The 17,908-nt window shown below is 73.6% G+C and carries 15 protein-coding genes; 8 read left to right on the top strand and 7 right to left on the bottom strand.

The genetic code is table 11. From position 1 onward, the window contains the following. Positions 1-422: 422 nt before the first annotated feature. Both AB0C76_RS00700 and AB0C76_RS00695 read right to left on the bottom strand, forming a co-directional pair. On the bottom strand, positions 423-1,082 hold the full coding sequence (locus tag AB0C76_RS00700) for a response regulator transcription factor (RefSeq protein ID WP_359957454.1): 660 nt from the start codon (positions 1,080-1,082) through the stop codon (positions 423-425). After that, a complete protein-coding gene (locus AB0C76_RS00695) occupies positions 1,079-2,593 on the bottom strand; it encodes a histidine kinase (protein ID WP_359957452.1) in 1,515 nt (504 codons plus the stop codon). Before AB0C76_RS00695 ends, AB0C76_RS00700 begins: the two co-directional genes overlap by 4 nt. A 174-nt stretch (positions 2,594-2,767) precedes the next feature. On the opposite strand from AB0C76_RS00695, the gene AB0C76_RS00690 reads away from it, so the two are divergent. The 6 genes from AB0C76_RS00690 (at position 2,768) to AB0C76_RS00665 (ending at position 7,251) form a co-directional block, all read left to right on the top strand. Continuing rightward, positions 2,768-3,580 carry a methyltransferase domain-containing protein gene (locus AB0C76_RS00690; protein WP_359957449.1) on the top strand — a complete coding sequence of 271 codons (813 nt, stop codon included), beginning with the start codon at positions 2,768-2,770 and terminating at the stop codon, positions 3,578-3,580. Positions 3,581-3,629: 49 nt separating this feature from the next. Beyond that, a complete protein-coding gene (locus tag AB0C76_RS00685) occupies positions 3,630-3,932 on the top strand; it encodes a GNAT family N-acetyltransferase (protein WP_359957447.1) in 303 nt (100 codons plus the stop codon). Continuing rightward, the gene (locus AB0C76_RS00680) at positions 3,932-4,390 is read left to right on the top strand and encodes a (4Fe-4S)-binding protein (RefSeq protein WP_359957444.1); all 459 of its coding nucleotides are present in this window, start codon (positions 3,932-3,934) and stop codon (positions 4,388-4,390) included. Before AB0C76_RS00685 ends, AB0C76_RS00680 begins: the two co-directional genes overlap by 1 nt. Before the next feature lie 121 nt (positions 4,391-4,511). Further along, positions 4,512-5,534 (top strand): aldo/keto reductase, encoded by a 1,023-nt coding sequence (locus tag AB0C76_RS00675; RefSeq protein ID WP_359957442.1) that lies wholly within the window; start codon positions 4,512-4,514, stop codon positions 5,532-5,534. 95 nt (positions 5,535-5,629) lie between these two features. Further along, positions 5,630-6,217, top strand: coding sequence for a TetR family transcriptional regulator (locus AB0C76_RS00670; protein WP_359957439.1), 588 nt, complete (start codon positions 5,630-5,632; stop codon positions 6,215-6,217). Between the two features lie 110 nt (positions 6,218-6,327). Then, the gene (locus AB0C76_RS00665; protein ID WP_359957436.1) at positions 6,328-7,251 is read left to right on the top strand and encodes an ADP-ribosylglycohydrolase family protein; all 924 of its coding nucleotides are present in this window, start codon (positions 6,328-6,330) and stop codon (positions 7,249-7,251) included. A 43-nt stretch (positions 7,252-7,294) separates the two neighbouring features. Here AB0C76_RS00665 and AB0C76_RS00660 read toward each other — a convergent pair whose 3' ends face one another. Continuing rightward, entirely contained in the window at positions 7,295-7,561 is a 267-nt protein-coding gene (locus AB0C76_RS00660) for a GlsB/YeaQ/YmgE family stress response membrane protein (RefSeq protein WP_359957433.1), read from the bottom strand. Between the two features lie 190 nt (positions 7,562-7,751). On the opposite strand from AB0C76_RS00660, the gene AB0C76_RS00655 reads away from it, so the two are divergent. Next, a complete protein-coding gene (locus AB0C76_RS00655) occupies positions 7,752-8,990 on the top strand; it encodes a glycosyltransferase (RefSeq protein WP_359957430.1) in 1,239 nt (412 codons plus the stop codon). A gap of 91 nt (positions 8,991-9,081) precedes the next feature. Here AB0C76_RS00655 and AB0C76_RS00650 read toward each other — a convergent pair whose 3' ends face one another. The 4 genes from AB0C76_RS00650 to AB0C76_RS00635 all read right to left on the bottom strand — a co-directional run bounded on the left by AB0C76_RS00650 (position 9,082) and on the right by AB0C76_RS00635 (position 14,089). Next, the gene (locus AB0C76_RS00650; RefSeq protein WP_359957427.1) at positions 9,082-10,605 is read right to left on the bottom strand and encodes an NCS1 family nucleobase:cation symporter-1; all 1,524 of its coding nucleotides are present in this window, start codon (positions 10,603-10,605) and stop codon (positions 9,082-9,084) included. A gap of 91 nt (positions 10,606-10,696) precedes the next feature. Continuing rightward, positions 10,697-11,710: a TIGR03842 family LLM class F420-dependent oxidoreductase gene (locus AB0C76_RS00645; RefSeq protein ID WP_359957424.1), complete on the bottom strand. Its 1,014-nt coding sequence runs from the start codon at positions 11,708-11,710 to the stop codon at positions 10,697-10,699. 94 nt (positions 11,711-11,804) lie between these two features. Beyond that, positions 11,805-13,235: a dihydropyrimidinase gene (gene hydA, locus AB0C76_RS00640; protein ID WP_359957421.1), complete on the bottom strand. Its 1,431-nt coding sequence runs from the start codon at positions 13,233-13,235 to the stop codon at positions 11,805-11,807. An 11-nt stretch (positions 13,236-13,246) separates the two neighbouring features. Then, positions 13,247-14,089: a nitrilase-related carbon-nitrogen hydrolase gene (locus tag AB0C76_RS00635; protein WP_359957418.1), complete on the bottom strand. Its 843-nt coding sequence runs from the start codon at positions 14,087-14,089 to the stop codon at positions 13,247-13,249. 504 nt (positions 14,090-14,593) lie between these two features. On the opposite strand from AB0C76_RS00635, the gene AB0C76_RS00630 reads away from it, so the two are divergent. Next, complete coding sequence (locus tag AB0C76_RS00630; protein ID WP_359957415.1) at positions 14,594-17,812, top strand: hypothetical protein; 3,219 nt, start codon at positions 14,594-14,596, stop codon at positions 17,810-17,812. The last annotated feature ends 96 nt before the right edge of the window (positions 17,813-17,908 follow it).

The following is a 17,908-nucleotide window of genomic DNA, read 5'->3' as shown; positions in this document are numbered from 1 at the left end:
TCGCTCGATCCGGTGGCTCCGGTTCACCCGGTGCCCCGTGGACGGCGGCTTCGTAGCGGTGGGCGCGGTGAGCGCCGCGCAGGGAAGCCGAGATGTGAGCCTAGAAGAACCGTTCGGTTTCCTGCGAGGTGGCCCTGCTCCCAGCGTGCCGGGCCGGACCCAGCCTCGGGCACCCGTCGGGGAACGGCGGCGGACGCTCGGCGTGCGGCCCGGTTCGGCGCGCGGACGCGGTCGCCGGATCGCGTCCACCTCCACCATGGACCCGCCGCCGCGCTTCGGCAGCGCAAACCGCCAAGGCGCCGCATTTCCACGCCGGATGGGTGACACGGGCTCAGCGCGCGGTACGAATCCGGGGCGCGACCAGGGGCATCGGGGTCACCCGCCGGGCCGGAGGCCGGAGACGGTGCCGGGACGCGCCGGGCTCAGGCGCCGTCCGCCACCAGCCCTGCGTCGCGTGCGATCAGCGCGGCCTGGACGCGGTTGCAGACGCCGAGGGCGGTGAGGACCTGGCTGACGTGTGCCTTGACGGTGCCCTCCCGCATCCCGAGGACGCCTGCGATCTCGGCGTTGGAGAGACCGCCGGCGAGTTCGCGCAGCACGTCGGTCTCGCGCGGGGTGAGCCCGGAGACGCTGTTGCGGGCGGCGACGGACCGGGGCGCGCCCGTGCGGTGGTAGCGGTCGATGAGGCGACGGGCGGCGGACGGGTGGAGCATGCCCTGGCCGCCGGCGACGACGTGGACGGCCCGGGCGATCTCGGCCGGCGGGGTGTCCTTGAGCAGGAATCCGTCGGCACCCGCGGCGAGCGCCCGAAAGACGTATTCGTCCAGGTCGAAGGTGGTGAGCGCGATGACGCGCGGGGCCTCGGGCAGCTCGCGCAGGCGGCGGGTGGCGGCGATGCCGTCCAGGCGGGGCATCCGGATGTCCATCAGCGCGACGTCGATCCGCCGGGCGCCCGCCAGTTCGACGGCCTGGAGGCCGTCTGCGGCCTCGGCGACGACGACGAGTCCGGGGTCCTGGGCGAGCAGGTCGACGAGGCCGAGCCGGACCAGCGCGTCGTCGTCGACCACCATTGTGCGGATCATGGGACATCCTCGGGCAGCGGGGGCGGGGCCGGGGCCGGGGCCGGGGTCAGGGGGATCGGCGGGCCGTCCACTCTGTCCGGATCCGGTCTGCCTGTCGGCGGCCCGGCCGAAACCGGCCCTGCGGAATCCGGCCCTTCCGCGTCCGACTCGGCCGAAACCCGACTGTCCGGATCCGGTCCGTCCTCGGCCGCCGTGACCGCTGCGGCCTCTTCGACCACGTCGCCCAGGTCGCCCACATCGACCTCTCCAACCGGCACCGACTCGTGCACGGTAGCGACCGCCGGGACCGCCTGCGGCGGGCGCTCCGGTGCCGGGAGTCGTGCCGAGAGGCGGTAGCCGCCGTTGCCGTCCGGCCCTGCGTCGAGGTGTCCGCCGAGCGCCGCGACACGTTCGGCGATCCCCACCAGGCCGTAACCTCCGCCATTCGCTGGGCCGTTGGACACCGTCGAACCTGGACCGTTGCGGACCTCGACGGTGGTGGCCGGGGCCCCGTAACCGACCCGGACGGTGACGGGCGCGGCGCGCGCGTGCCTGCGGGCGTTCGTCAGCGCCTCCTGGACCAGCCGGTGGACGGCCAGGCGGTGGGTGGTCGGGACGGTCTCGGGGTCACCGGCGAGGGCGAGTTCGACCTCCTGTCCGGCCGCGACGGCCTCGCCGACCAGCTCGGTGAGATCGCGCAGGGCGGGCGCCGCCACCCGCGCGGACTCCTCCGCCCGTGGCCCCGGGTCACCGCTCGGTGGCCTCGGTCCGCGAGCCTGCCGCCTGGGCGGCGGGTCGGAGCGCAGCGCCCCGAGGACGTCTCGCAGGTCGTCGAGGGAGCGGGCCGTGGTGGTGCGCAGGAGTTCGAGCCGGTGGGCGAGTCGGTCGGGGTCCTCGGCGACGGCACCGGCCCTGGCCTGGTCGCGCAGGACTCCGGCGTGCAGCACGAGGAGGCTCAGGCGGTGGGCAAGGACGTCGTGCATCTCCCGTGCGATGCGGGCCCGTTCCGCGGAGCGGGCCTGATCGGCACGCAACTCCCGTTCGCGGCTCAGCGTTTCGACCTGCTCGCGCAGGGTGCGGATCAGGACGCGGCGGTCGTGCAACCAGAGGCCGACGGACAGCGTCACGGCCTGGAGCAGGAGTTGGGACCCGGTGGTGCCGGCCCAGCCGACCAGCGTGTCGGCCCGCGCCGCGTTGAGCACGGCGATGACGGTGCCGCCGACGACCGCGGGCCCTACGCGGCCGAGACAGGCGAGGTAGTAGACGCTGCACAACCCGGGCAGGGCGCGGTTGAGCAGACCGCCGGTGAGGACTGGCAGCACGGCGGAGGCCACCGGGTACCGGCGGGCGAGGAGCAGGGAAAGCGAGGCGAGGCCGGCTGCGACGGTCTGCGGCACACGCAACGGGTCGTCCGTGCGGGACCAGTGGACGAGCGCCTCCTCGGCGGCGAGCGCGAGGACGGCGAGCAGGAGCAGCGTTTCGACCCACGGTCGGCGGCCGGGTCCGTACCAGCCGAGCAGTCCTGCCCGCATCGGCTCACCCCCGCCCTCTCCCGACGCTCCCTCCATCCGTCCGGCTCGATGCTACGGCCGGCCGACGCGGCGCGGCCCCCTCCTTGTGGCCATCGGGACCCTCGACTTTCGCCAGGGGTCGGCGCGGTCCGTCGGCCGATTCCGGGGACTGCGGGCGTTCCTAGCGTCGACAGCATGACGAACGAACAATCCGACTCACCATCTCTGCAGGGCAGTTCGCCCCCATCGGCCGCCCGCGACCATCTGCTGTTCCTCACGGAGGCGCTGCGCACCTTCCACGAGACCGGCGCGCTGGCGCCGAGCAGCACGGAACTGGTGAACGCGCTGGCGGTTCCGGCGACCAGCCGCCCGAACCGGCCGATCTCGGTACTGGAGGTCGGCGCCGGAACGGGCGCGGTGACCCGCAGACTCGTCCAAGTGCTGCGCCCCGGCGACCGGTTGCACGTCGTCGAGGCGAACCGGCGCTTCGCGGAGCGACTGCGCGAGGACCCGGTGCTCGCCGCGCGGCCGACAGGGCTCGAACTGCGCCTCTCCGCCTGCCGGGTCGAGGAGCTGGACGATGCGGCGGACCCGCCGGGCGGTGGCTACGACGCGATCGTGTCGGGGCTGCCGTTCACCAACTTCGAACCGGCGCACGTCCGAAGGATCCTGGACCTGTACGTGCGGCTGCTCGTCCCCGGCGGCGAGCTGACGTACTTCGGCTACCTGGGGACGACGGCCGCCCGCACCCTCGCCTTCGGACCACGGCGCGGCGCCCGGCACCGGGCGGTGGTCCGCCTGCTGCGACGATTCGAGGCGGCGTACGGGCTGGGCGAGCGGACGGCGTGGCGCAACCTGCCCCCGGCTCGGGCCCACCTGCTGCGCACCCCGGGCGCTCGGGCGGCCTGGGACACGGCACCGCGCGCCGGACTCCGCCGCGTGGCCGGTGAGGACACGGCCGCAGTATCCGGCGAACCGACGGGCGACGCGGCTCCGGCCGCTCGATGATGGACCGGGGCCACGCCGGCCCCGCGATTCCGGCAGCGAGGAGCCCAGGATGACCCTGTCCGTACGTGACGCCGAGGAGCGGAACCGCTTCGAGGCCTGGGTGGACGACCGCATGGCGGGCTTCGCCGAGTACCTGCGCAGCGACAATCTGGTGGTGTACCCGCACACGGTGGTCGAACCGGACTTCGAAGGGCAGGGCGTCGGGGGCGCGCTGGCCCGCGCGGCGCTGGACGACGCCCGCGCCCGGAACTTGCCGGTGCTGGCGACCTGCCCGTTCATCAAGGCCTGGATGATCCGCCACCCCGAGTACGTGGCCCTCGCGTACGAGAACCGCAGCCGGGTGAACGACTGATGGGCGACGACGGCACCACCGCGCGCGGCGCGAAGGCGTACGAGGCCCCAGGGATCACGGTGACGTTCGACGCGGGGATCTGCCGGCACGCCGCCGAGTGCGTGCACGGGCTGCCCGCGGTGTTCGACACCGGTCGGCGGCCGTGGATCTCCCCGGGTGCGGCGCCTGCCGCGGACGTCGCCGAGGTCGTGCGGCGCTGCCCGACCGGCGCGCTGCGCTACCGGCTCGCGGGCGGCGAGGCGGAGCCGCCGGACCGGCCGACGACGGTGACGCGGACTGTGGACGGGCGGTTGCTGCTGCGCGGCGAGCTGCGCGTGGCGGCCCCGGACGGCGAGGTACGGGAGACGCCGAGGGCGATGCTGTGCGGGTGCGGAGGCAGCGCCGAGCAGCCGTACTGCGACCGGAGCGGCGCGTGCGGGGGCGGGGGCAGGAACGGCGGGGCGGCGAGTGACGAGTAACAGATGCCAGATTTCAGATGACAGCAAACAGATTTTGAATTCTGTTCGCCGTCGTGCCATAGTGGCACCCGGGTCACTTCGTCCATCGCCTCCCGGCGCCGTTTCGACCCTTGGAGCCCCCATGCCTGCTTCCGACCGCACCTCGAAGCCCGCGCAGCGCGCCCTCGGCGCCTCCGGCCCCCTCACCTCCGCCCTCGGCCTCGGCTGCATGGGCATGTCCGACCTCTACGGCCCCGCCGACGAGTCCGAGAGCATCGCCACGATCCACGCCGCCCTCGACGCGGGGATCACGCTCCTCGACACCGGCGACTTCTACGGCATGGGCCACAACGAGCTGCTGATCCACGACGCCCTGCGCGGTCGCGACCGCTCCACCGTGCAGATCAGCGTCAAGTTCGGCGCCCAGCGCGACCCGGCCGGCCAATGGGTCGGCTACGACACCAGCCCCGCCGCCACCAAGACGGCGCTCGCCTACACCCTGCGCCGCCTGCGCACCGACTACGTCGACGTCTACCGCCCGGCCCGCCTGGACCCGAACGTCCCGATCGAGGAGACGGTCGGCGCGATCGCGGACCTCGTCAAGGCCGGCTACGTGCGCCACATCGGCCTGTCCGAGGTCGGCGCCGACACCCTGCGCCGCGCCGCCGCCGTGCACCCGATCAGCGACCTGCAGATCGAGTACTCGCTGCTCTCCAGATCCGCGGAGGCCGCCGTCCTCCCCACCGCCCGCGAGCTCGGCATCGGCATCACCGCCTACGGCGTGCTCTCGCGCGGCCTGCTCAGCGGCCACTGGAATACCGAACGCCCCCTGGCCGGCAGCGACTTCCGTGGCCACAGCCCGCGCTTCCAGGGCGACAACCTGACGCACAACCTCGCCCTCGTCGAGGCGCTGCGCGACGTGGCGACGGCGCAGGGCGCGAGCGTCGCTCAGGTCGCCATCGCCTGGGTCGCCTCGCGCGGTGAGGACGTCGTCCCGCTGGTGGGCGCCCGCCGCCGGGACCGGCTGACGGAGGCACTCGGCGCGCTCGACGTCGAACTCACCGCCGCCGACCTCGCGGCCATCGAGGCGGCCGTGCCCGCCGGTTCGGCCGCGGGCGAGCGGTACGCCGCCGACCAGATGGCCCGCCTCGACAGCGAGCGCTGACCGGCCGGGGCGCCGAACGCCAGACACCCTCTCCCGCCCGTACCGCCGCCGTCCGCCCCCACGGCGGGCGGCCCACCTGTAAGGACGTACCTCCCGTGACGACGGACACCACCCTCACCGCCGAGCAGATCCTGATCGCGGCGGAGGACGTCCTGCGGCGGTTCGGCCCGGCCAAGGCCACCGTCGTGGACGTCGCCCGGATCCTCGGCGTCAGCCACAGCAGCGTCTACCGCCACTTCCCGAGCAAGGCCGCGCTGCGCGAGGCGGTCACCCAGCGCTGGCTCGACCAGGCCCACTTCGAGCTCGCGAACATCTCGATCGAGGGCGGCCCGGCCGAGGAGCGTCTGCACCGCTGGCTGGTGACGCTGTTCGCGGCCAAGCGGAAGAAGGCGCTCGACGACCCGCAACTGTTCGCGACCTACATGGTGCTGGTCGAGGAGAACAGCGGCACGGTCGAGGCGCACATCGACACGATGGTCCGCCAGATCGCTCAGATCGTCCAGGACGGCATGGAGAAGAAGAACTTCAAGCTCGCCCACATCCTCACGACGGCGCGCGCCGTCTTCGAGGCCACGGCGCACTTCCACGACCCCGCGTACGCGGGCGAGTGGTCCGACCCGACGGCGAACGAGCGCTTCGAGGCCCTCTGGACGCTCATCCTCAACGGCCTGCGCGCCAGGTAACGGCGCACGTCCGGGCCTGGGCGGGCCGGCACCGGAGCGAAAACCGGTCGCCGGTCCGCCCGGTGCTCGGGCAGACTTCCGCGCACGGTTGATCTCACTTGGAGGATGACATGCGCGCGGGTACCACCGGCCCCGTTGTCGACAGCCTGGACGGGCTCGCCCTCGGCGACGCCTTCGGCGACCGCTGGTTCCCGGTTCCCCTCGACGAGGCGCCGGCCGCGCTCGCAGCGCGCCTCACCCGGCCCGCGCCGTGGCACTGGACGGACGACACCGCGATGTCACTCGTCCTCGTCCGCCACCTGGCGACTCACGGAGAGATCCACCAGGACGTGCTGGCCCGGGACTTCGCGGCGGAGTACGCCCGCGAGTACGGGCGCAAGTACGGCCCGTCGATGCACCGGGTCCTGCGCGCGATCGGTCTGGGCGAGGACTGGCGGATCGTCACCGCCGCCCAGTTCGACGGCCAGGGTTCCCACGGGAACGGCACCGCCATGCGGGTCGCACCGCTCGGCGCGTGGTTCGCGGACGACTTGGACGAGGTGGCCCAGCAGGCCGAACTCCAGGCGCTGACCACGCACTTCCACCCGGAGGCCGTCGCTGGCTCGGTGGCCGTCGCACTCGCCGCGGCGCTCGCCGCCCGCAGTCGGGGCCGGAACGCGCCCTCCCGCGCCGAGCTGTTGACCGAGGTGGCCGGGCGGCTGCGGGACAGCGACGTGCGCTCCGGCCTGCGGATCGCCGCCCGACTGCCGGAGCACACCAGTGTCCGGCACGCCGCGAACGTGCTCGGCTCAGGATTCCAGCTGTCCGCACCGGACACCGTGCCGTTCGCACTGTGGTCCGCCGCCGGGCACCTGGACTCGTTGCCCGACGCCGTCTGGCACACCCTCGAAGGCTGGGGAGACAAGGACACCACCTGCGCCATCGCCGCCGGGGTGGTCGCCGCCCGGACCGGCCTAGCCGACGTCCCCGCCACCTGGCTGGCCGCCCGCGAGGACCTGCCGCACTGGGTCGCCGAGCTGTCGGCGACCGTCTGACCGGCTCGGCGCCCGGCCGCCGCCCACCGGCCGCCGAGCCGGATCAGCGGCGGGAGTTGCCGAACAGCAGCCGGTAGACGATCAGCAGCACGAGCGCGCCGCCGATCGCCGAAGCCCAGGTGGCCAGGTCGAAGAAGTGCGTCGCCACCGGCCGGTGCAGGAAGCGCGCGGAGATCCAGCCGCCGACGAAGGACCCGGCGACGCCGATCAGGGTCGTCACGATCAGGCCGCCAGGGTCCCTCCCCGGCAGCAGCAGCTTGGCGAGGCCTCCCGCGATCAGGCCCAGCACGATCCAGGCGACGATGCTCATGTGCCCTCCCGTTCTCCAGCGGACGGCCCCGTCCGACCGCTCTGCCGGTACGGACGCCCGAGGGCGTCCGCTGGTTCCATCACGCACTGGCGGACGATCGCCGACCGGGCCCCGCCCACGGACAGCCACAGGACGGACGCACGGGCGTGGCACCCTCCCGGCACGGCGGCGGCGCCGGGATACTGCGGCCATGCGCATCCTGATCGCCACCGCCGGATCGCGGGGCGACGTCGCCCCATTCACCGGACTCGGCACCCGCCTGCGAGCGGCCGGGCACCAGGTCGCCGTCGCCACGCACACCACGTTCGCCGACCAGGTGCGTTCCGCCGGGCTCGAATTCCGCCCGCTGCCCGTGGACCCACGGGCCGCCCTCGCCTCGGCCGAGGGGCGGCGCCTCCTGAAAACCGGCTCGGGACCACTTGCGGTACTCCAACTTCTTCGCCTGGGACGTCAGTTCATGCCGGCGCTCGGGGACGGCATCGCCGACGCCACCGCACTCGGCACCGACCTCCTGCTCACCACCAGCACCACCAGCGCGCTCGGCCAGGCCGCCGCCGAGGCCGCCGGCGTTCCGAGCATCGGGCTCTACCTCCAACCAATGGCTCCCACAAGGGAGTTCGCACCGGCTGTGACGGGAACCCGATCGCTCGGCGGGCCCGGCAACCTGCTCGCCGGCCACGCCGTCCAGACCGCGACGGACCAGCTCTTCGCCCCCGCCGTCCGCGCGCTGCGCCGCCGCCTCGGCCTGCCGCGCCTCAGCATCGCCCGCGCACGGCACAACCACCCGGTCCTGCACGGGTTTTCGCCCACCGTCATTCCGCGACCCACCGACTGGCACCCGCGCCTGGGCGTCGCCGGGTACTGGTGGCCGTGCCCGGACCAGCGATGGCAGCCGTCGGAGCGCCTACTGGACTTCCTCGCGGCGGGCCCGCCTCCGGTGTTCGTCGGGTTCGGCAGCCTGGTCGTCCCCGATCCGGAGCGGCTGACCGCCACCGTCCTCGCGGCGGTCCGCGCCGCCCGGGTGCGCGCCGTCCTGCAGTCGGGGTGGAGCGAGCTCACCGCGGCGGACACGGACGACGTGCTCACGATCGGCGACACCCCGCACGACTGGTTGTTCCCGCGGGTGGCCGCGGTGATCCACCACGCGGGCGCCGGGACCACGGCCGCGGCCCTGCGCTGCGGCACGCCGGCCGTCCCGGTGCCGGCCCAGCTGGACGCGCCGTTCTGGTCTGCGCGCCTGGCCCGGCTCGGGGTCTCCCCCGGCCCGGTCCCCCTCCGCGACCTCACCGCCGCCCGCCTCTCGACCGCCATCCGCCAGACCCTCGACGATCCCCGGTTCCGCGACCGGGCCGCCGGGGTGGCCGCCACGCTTGCCGCCGAGGACGGCACGGCGAAGGTCCTCACAGCGATCGAGCGGGCTGCCGGCTGACGGGGAGCGGCGCGCGCGACAAGTGACGGGCGACGGACGACAACGAACAGGTAACAGATTTCGAAATCTGTCATCTGTTATCTGTCACCCGTCAGTCGTCCGCCGCCAGCCGCCCCCTCCCCCGCCACCCCAGCCCCCCGTACGACACGAACGACGCCGCGAACCCGACCGCCCACCCGTAGTCGGCGAGCGGCTTGAGCGCCGGCACCAGCCCGTCCGCCGGGAACGGCCCGCCGTGCGACCCGCCGACCGCGAGCAAGCCGCCGACCACGAGCGCGGCCACGGCCCGCCAGTTCCACCCGCCCGCGTACCAGTACGCCCCACCCGGCCGGTACAGCTCCGCGAGCCGGAGCCGGGTGCGGCGCAGCACCCAGTAGTCGGCGATGAGCACCCCTGCGACCGTACCGAGCAGGCCGCCGACCACTCCGAGCCAGGTGTAGATGTACACGTGCGGGTCGGAGATCAGCTTCCACGGGAAGACCGCGATCCCGACGACGCCCGTCACGAGCGCCCCGGTCCGGAAGCCGATGAACCTGGGCAGCAGGTTGGAGAGGTCGTAGGCGGGCGAGACCACGTTGGCGGCGATGTTCACCGACAGCGTCGCGACCAGGACGGTGAGCAGCGCGAAGAGGAGGCCGACCGGGCTCTCCATCCTCGCGGCGAGTTCGATCGGGTCCCACACCGGCTTTCCGTACACGGCCTGCGAGCCCGAGGTGACGAGGACGGAGAGCAGCGCGAAGAGCGTCATCGTCGTGGGCAGGCCGAGGGCCTGGCCGCGGATTTGAGCGCGCTGGCTGCCGCCGAAGCGGGTGAAGTCGGGGATGTTGAGCGAGAGCGTCGACCAGAAGCCGATCATGCCCATCAGTGCCGGGAAGAAGACCTTCCAGAAGCCGCCGCCCCAGCCGAGTTGGGACGGCTGGTCGAGCAGCGGCCCGAGCCCGCCGGCCTTGAGGGCCATCCAGGCGAGGAGCGCGAGGGCGCCCACGATGACGAAGGGCGCGGCCCAGTTCTCGAAGCGCCGCAGCGTTTCCATGCCCCGGGCGATGATGGCCATCTCGATCAGCCAGAAGATCAGGAAGGAGAGCCACTGCGTCCACGGGTAGCCGCCGAACTCGCCTGCGGTGCGCCAGGATTCGCCGAGGAGTTTGCCCGCGAGCAGGAAGATGCCCTCGCCGCCGATCCAGGTCTGGATGCCGAACCAGGCGCACGCGACGGCGGCCCGGACGAGGGCGGGCAGGTTGGCGCCGCGCAGTCCGAAGGAGGCGCGGGCGAACACCGGGAACGGGATGCCGTACTTGGTGCCCGCGTGTCCTGTGAGCAGCATCGGTACGAGCACGATGAGGTTGGCGAGGGCGATGGTGAGGACGGCCTGCTTCCAGTCCATGCCGAGTGCGACGAGGCCGGAGGCGAGCGTCCAGGAGGGGATGTTGTGGGCCATGCCGACCCAGAGGGCGAGGAAGTTGTAGGTGGTCCAGGTCCGCCGTGCCACCGGGACGGGCCGCAGGTCGCCGTTGGTGAAGCCGTTCGGCGGCAAATCCCCGGTGGACGGGTCGAGTTCGACCCGTCCGTCGGAGTGCTGCAGTTGTCCGCCGCCGGTGGTCGCGGTGTCGGCCATGGGTGACTCCCCTATCCGTTCCCGGGCGTGGTCCGTGCAGGGCGTGACCGTCGTGGGCGCGACGGCGTGGTCGCGACGGCGTGGTCGCGCGTCACAACTGCGGGATGACGTCCGTCCCGTAGGCGTCGATGGTGGCCTCGACGGCGTCGTGCATCGCGTAGACGGCGAACTGGTCGACTCCGAGGGAGCGGAGCTCCTCCAGCCGTGCGAGCTGCGCCGCCGGGGGCCCGATGAGGCAGAAGCGGTCGACGATCCCGTCCGGGACGAAGGCGGTGTCGGGGTTTCCGGCGCGGCCGTGGTGGCTGTAGTCGTAGCCCTGGCGGTCCTTGATGTAGTCGGTGAGGGCGTCCGGGACGAAGTCGGAGTGCTCGCCGTAGTGGCTGACGAGGTCGGCGACGTGGTTGCCGACCATGCCGCCGAACCAGCGGCACTGCTCGCGGGCGTGGGCGAGTGAGGGGGGCGAGTCGTCGACGGTGACGTAGGCGGGCGCGGCCACGCAGATGGTGACGCCGTCGGGGTCGCGCCCGGCCTCGACGGCGGCGGCCCGTACCGCCTTCACCATGTACTCGGTGAGGTACGGGTCGGCCAACTGCAGGATGAATCCGTCCGCTTGACGTCCGGTCAGCGCGAGCGCCCTCGGCCCGTACGCCCCCATCCAGATCGGCAGGGAAGCGCCGGGCCGCACCCACGGCAGGTGCATCTCGGTGCCGTCCACCTCGACGGTGCGCCCCTCGGCCAGCTCCTTGACGGCGTGCATGGCGTGGGAGAGCCGGTCGAGGGTGGCGGGGCGGCGTCCGGCGACGCGCATGGCGGAGTCGCCGCGACCGATGCCGCAGATGGTGCGGTTGCCGTACATGTCGTTGAGGGTCGCGAAGAGGGAGGCGGTGACCTCCCAGGTGCGGGTGGAGGGGTTGGTGACCATCGGGCCGACGGTCAGCCGTTCGGTCTCGGCGAGGATGCGGCTGTAGATGACGAAGGGTTCCTGCCACAGGACGCAGGAGTCGAAGGTCCAGCCGTGACTGAACCCGGCCCGTTCGGCGCGGATCATCCGGTCGACGAGCAGGCGGGCGGGCGGATCGGTCTGCAGGACGAGGCCGATGTCCATCGGTGGCTCCAGAGAGAGGGACGGGGCCGCCGCCCGGGGCCGGAAGGGGCCCGGGCGGCGGACGGACCGGAGGGCGGGGAAAGGAAGGGCGGTGTCAGACCAGGTACTGGCAGGTGTCGCGGCGCAGGAACACGCCGTGTCCGGCGCGGCCGAGCCACCTGCCGCCGTCGAGGACGACGGTGCCGCGCGAGAGCACCGTCCGCGCCCGACCGGTGAGTTGACGTCCCTCGTAGGCGGAGTAGTCGACGTTCATGTGGTGGGTGGCGGCGGAGACGGTCTGCACCGCGGTGGGGTCGTAGACGACGATGTCGGCGTCGGCCCCGGGCGCGATGGTGCCCTTGCGCGGGTGCAGCCCGAACATGCGGGCCGGCGTGGTGCAGGCGATCTCGATCCAGCGGCGGCGGGTGATGTGCCCGTCGACGACGGCCTGGTGGAGGAGGTCCATCCGGTTCTCCACGCCCGGAAGGCCGTTGGGGATCTTCGAGAAGTCACCGCGCCCGAGTTCCTTCTGCCCGGCGAAGCAGAACGGGCAGTGGTCGGTGGAGACGACCTGGAGGTCGTTGGCGCGCAGCCCCCGCCACAGGGCCTCCTGGTGCGCACGCGGCCGGAGGGGCGTGCTGCACACGTACTTGGCGCCTTCGAAGCCGTCCGCGCCCTGCTCAGCGAGGTTGTCGGTGGAGAGGAACAGGTACTGCGGACAGGTCTCGCCGAAGACGTTGAGCCCGGCGTCGCGGGCCTGGGCGATCTCGGCGAGGGCGGAGGCGGCGGAGACGTGGACCACGTAGAGCGGGCTGCCGGCCACCTGGGCGAGCTTGATGGCCCGGTGGGTGGCCTCGGCCTCCAGGAGTTCGCGGCGCACCTCCCCGTGGTGGCGGGGCGCGGTGTGCCCGGCGGCGAGCGCCTGTTCGACGAGGACGTCGATGGCGATGCCGTTCTCGGCGTGCATCATGACGAGTCCGCCGTTGGCGGCGCCGCGCTGCATGGCCCGCAGGATGCGGCCGTCGTCGCTGTAGAAGACGCCGGGGTAGGCCATGAAGAGCTTGAAGGAGGTGGACTCTCCGGAGTCGACGAGAGCGTCCATCTCCTTGAGGACGCCGTCGGTGACGTCGGAGACGATGGTGTGGAAGGCGTAGTCGACGGCGCAGTTGCCGTCGGCCTTGGCGTGCCAGGCGTCCAGACCCTCGCGCAGGGAGCCGCCGACGGGCTGGACGGCGAAGTCGACGATGGTGGTGGTGCCGCCCCAGGCGGCGGCGCGGGTACCGGTCTCGAAGGTGTCGGACGCCGCGGTGCCGCCGAAGGGCAGTTCCATGTGGGTGTGGGCGTCGACGCCGCCCGGGATGACGTAGTGGCCGGCGGCGTCGATGACGGTGTCGGCGGTCCAGGCCCCGGCGGCGGAGCTGCCGGTGGTGGCGAGGGCGGCGACTCGTTCGCCCTCGATGAGGACGTCGGCGTGGAGTTCGTCGGCGGCGGTGATGACGAGGCCGCCGCGGATGACGGTGCGGTGGCGGGGGTCGGGAGTGGTCATCGGGGTGCTCCTCAGGCCTCGGCGAGCGGTCCGTAGGCATCGGGGCGGCGGTCGCGGTAGAAGGCCCACTGCTGGCGGACCTCCTCGATCAGGCCGAGGTCGAGGTCGCGGACGACGAGTTCCTCCTCCTTGTCGGAGGCGACCTCACCGACGAACTGGCCGCGCGGGTCGACGAAGTAGGAGGTGCCGTAGAAGTCGTTGTCGCCGTACTCCTCGGTGCCGACCCGGTTGATGGCGGCGACGAAGTACTCGTTGGCGACGGCGGCGGCGGGCTGTTCGAGCTGCCAGAGGTAGGCGGACAGGCCGCGGCTGGTGGCGGAGGGGTTGTAGACGATCTGGGCGCCGGCGAGGCCGAGGGCGCGCCAGCCCTCGGGGAAGTGCCGGTCGTAGCAGATGTAGACGCCGACCTTGCCGACGGCGGTGTCGAAGACGGGCCAGCCGAGGTTGCCGGGCTTGAAGTAGTACTTCTCCCAGAAGCCCTTGACCTGCGGGATGTGGTGCTTGCGGTACTTGCCGAGGTAGCCGCCGTCGGCGTCGATCACGGCGGCGGTGTTGTAGTACACCCCGGTCTGCTCCTCCTCGTACACCGGGACGACGATGACGAGACCGAGCTCGCGGGCCAGGTCCTGCATGCGGCGGACGGTGGGGCCGTCGGGCACGGCCTCCGCCCAGCGGTAGTGCTCGGGCTCCTGGACCTGGCAGAAGTAGGGGGCGTTGAAGACCTCCTGGAAGCCGATGATCTTCGCGCCCCGGGCGGCGGCCTCGCGGGCGTACCGCTCGTGGAGGGCGATCATGCTCTCCTGGTCGCCGGTCCAGCGGGTCTGGACGAGCGCGGCACGGACGATCTGCGACATGGGTACCTCCGCAACTCCGGGGCCCGGCCGGGGAGCCGGGCCTGCGGTCTGAGGGTTGACGGGGTGGCTCTGGCCTGCGGCGCGCAGGCTGGTGTGCGGGGTCGCGGCACGGTCTCCGCGCGCCTTCCCGCGCACGCTCGGCAGGCGTGGCAGGGCGTCCGCGTGCGTCCACGCGGAGCCGCGTGCGGCGGCATGCGTCTACGTGCGTAGAAATAGCGATCTGTCGACCGTAGGCCGGGTTCGGTGGCCTGACAATACGTCGGGGGTAACGCGTCCGGGGCGATCTTGTTACACGGACACGCGGGTCCGCCTGAACGGGAGGAATCGGTCATCTACCCCGGGAGTGCGCTCCTTACTCATTCGAGTGAATCCAGGCGTCCCGGGTGCCGGTTCCGGCCAAGGTGGGTAAAACGGCGCGTGGACGCAGCTGCGGACCGTTACCGTGCGGCGGCGCAGCGCTACTGCGCCCACCGGTGCGGGCTCGGGGACCAGGGGGTGGCAGGCATGACGACGGCTCTCGGGAGGGCGGTGCGCAAGGCGCCGCCCGGGCACGGTCCCGGCCGCCTGCTCGCGTGGGCGCGGCGAGCGGATCCGCCGGCCGGACCGCCCGCCGTGCCGGCGTGGGCGGGTCTGCTGCTGTCGCTCGGCGCGCTGCTGCCCTTCGCCCTCGGCGGTCTGGTGTTCCGCCGGATGGCGCCGCCCGGCGGGGTGGTGGCGCTGCGGCTGGCCGGTTCGCGGACGGCCGCGCTGGCGGCGCTCGGCGGCCGTGCCGGGGACGGGCCGGCCGCCCTGCGGGCCGACGCCTGGCTCACCGCCGGCGCCGGTCTGACGCTGGTCGCCGCCGCGCTGCTCGGCCTGTACGTGTTCGGGCGGGCGCGCTGGCGGCTGACCGCGCTCGCCGCCGGGGGTGCCGGGCTGCTCGCGGCGTGCTGCGCCTTCGCGGCGGACGGCCTGCTCGCCCGCGCCCTGGACCGCCCGGGCGGCTCGGACGGGCCGTTCGCCGTCGCCTCGGGGCTGGCCGCCACGGCGTGGCTGCTGCTCCTGCCCGCAGGGGCCGCGGCGGCAGGGGTGCTCGCCGTCACCGCTGTTCGAGCGGTGCGCGGGGTCCGGGCCCGTCCACCCGCCACGGCCCCGGGCGCGGACACGGACACTGACGCGGGCGCGACCGCCGGCGACTCCCCCGACCACCCCGCGCTGATCCCGCCCTGGCCGGTCGTCACCACGCACGGGGCACTCTGGCCGCCGAACGCCGGAGCTCCGGGCTCCCGCCCCGAGGCCCGCGCGGACGCCACCGCCCGGGCCGGCCAGGTCCGTTGGCGTGACGGCTCCCGGGTGCCGCCGGGGCGCGAACCCGCCGAGCTGGGCTTCTGCGCCTCGGGCGGCGGCATCCGCTCGGCTTGCGTCACGCTCGGCGCGCTCCAGTCGCTGCGGCCATGGCTCCGACGGGCGCGGTACCTGGTCTCCGTCTCGGGCGGCGGATACGCGGTCGGCGCGATGCAGCTCGCGCTCAGCGACTCCGCGCCCGGCGCCCCCGTGCACGCCGTCTCGGGCCTGACGGCCGACACCGTGCTGGAGCCCGGCTCCCCCGAGGAGGACCACCTCCGCCGCCACAGCAAGTACGTCGCCGACGGCTCGGGCGAGTGGCTGGTCGCCCTCGGCACGCTGCTGCGCGGCGTGATCTCGGCGTTCACACTGCTGCTCACCGCCGTCCTGGTGATCGGCCTCGGGCTCAGCCGGTTCTACCGGCTCGTGCCGGTCACCCCGCTGGACGGCCTGGCGGCGGCCGGGCTGCGCACCGGCGGGACGGGATCGCCGGGGGAGTTGGACTTCCGCGCACCCGCCGTCGCCGTCCTGACCGCCCTGCTCGTCACCGCCGCCGCGTGCTGGCTGCTCTCGGTGCTCGTGTTCCCCCCGCTCGGCTGGGACGCCGTGCTGCCGCGCGTGCTCCGTCGGCTCTTCCAGGGCAGCCTCGCGCTGGCCGCGCTGGTGGCCACCGGCGTCCTCGCGGTGCCCGCGCTGGCGTGGAGCGCGGTGCGGCTCCAGGCCGCGCTGGCGGCGGGTCCGCGGCTCACCGGCGCCGGGCTCAGCGTCACCGTCGTGCTCAGCTACCTCGCGCTGCTGCTCGGCATACTCTGGCGCGACCGCCGGACGATCCGCCGGGGCGCGGCGGCCGTCACCGGGGCGCTGCGCGGGGCGGGCCGGTTCGGCGGTGGCCTCGCCGCCAACCTCCCCCAGTACGTGGTGGTGTGGGCGGCGCTGGCGGCCCTGTCGGCCGGATCGCTGCTCGCGCTCGGCTGGGCGGTCGCGACCGGGTACGCGTGGCCGACGGCCGTCCAGGTGGCGCTGCCACTGGTGCTCGGCGCGGTCGGGCTCAACCTGGACCAGACGTGGCTGAGCCTCCACCCGTTCTACCGGCTGCGGCTGGCAAGGGCGTTCGCGGTCCGCCGGGTCGCCGAGGGCGGAGCGGTGGTGGCCCGGCCGTACGACTTCTTCCGCGAGGAGACGTGGCTCAGCCACTACGGCGCCCGGCACCCGGACTTCCCCCAGGTGATCTTCTCGGCGGCGGCCAACCTCTCCGGGGACACCCGCACCCCGCCGGGCCGCCGGGCGGTGTCCTTCACGCTGTCGCACGACTACGTGGGCGGTCCGGACGTCGGCTACGCGCGCACCGACCTGCTGGAGCGGCGGACCCGGCGGCACATCGCCCGGGACCTCACCGTGCAGTCGGCGATGGCCGTCTCGGGAGCGGCGTTCTCCTCGGCGATGGGCCGTCAGTCCAAGGCGTACCAGGGGCTGTTCGCGGTCACCAACGCACGGCTCGGCACCTGGCTGCCCAACCCGGCCGTGCTGGGCCCGGACTGGTCCGGCGTGCCTGACTGGCGGCGCCCCGCGCAGCCGGCCGTGCGGCGGCTGCAGTACCAACTGCGGGAGCTGACGGGGCGGTTCCCGATGGACGACCGGTTCCTGCTGACCACCGACGGCGGGCACTACGAGAACCTGGGCCTGGTCGAGCTGCTGCGCCACGGCGTCCGGACGGCGGTCTGCATCGACGCCAGCGGCGACTCCGGGTACGCGGCCAACCTCGCCGCCGCGATCACGTTGGCACGCGAGGAGCTGGGCGTCGTCATCACGCTGCACGAGCCGGAGGTGCTGATCCCGGGGAGCGCCGCGGAGCACGTGGCGCAGGCGGCACAGGCGGCACAGGCGGCACAGGCGGCAGCCGCCGACGGCAGGGCGCCGGCGGACGGGCCGCAGCCGTTGCGGGGGCTCGCGGCGCAGCTGTCCGCGCGGCTGTCGGAGCGGGCGGTGGTCACGGGGGACATCCACTATCCGGTGCCGCTCGCGGGTCTCCCCAGGGAGGGCGGATCCGGGGAGGACGGATCCCAAAGAAGCGATGACGCCCGGCGCGGCACGCTCATCGTCGTCCAGGCCGTCCTGACCGCCGACATGCCGTACGAGCTGCTGTCCTACGCGGTGGGCAACGCGGCGTTCCCGAACGACCTGACCAGCGACCAGTGGTTCGACCACCGGCAGTTCGACGCGTACCAGACGCTGGGCCGCTATCTGGGCGATCAAGCGGCACCGCTGGTCGAGGCCGCCCTGGCGGCGCAGGGGGTGACGGGCACCGCGGCGGGGCCCGTACCGGCGCAGTCGCCCGGCAGCGCCGACACGGCCCGATCGCCCGTCACTCCCCCGGCTCCGCGGCGCCCGGCCGAGGGGTGACGCGGGCCTGGAGACGAGGGGCGCAAGGAGCGGAGCTGTCCGAGGTGTGAGCGGCTTTCGTCCGGGGTGTGGACGGACCGCGGGTCCCGCTTGACT

The sequence above is a fragment of the Kitasatospora sp. NPDC048722 genome (assembly GCF_040650235.1).
Taxonomy (GTDB): domain Bacteria; phylum Actinomycetota; class Actinomycetes; order Streptomycetales; family Streptomycetaceae; genus Kitasatospora.
Note: the sequence above shows the minus strand (reverse complement) of the source record. Positions and strands in the feature narration are given on the sequence as shown.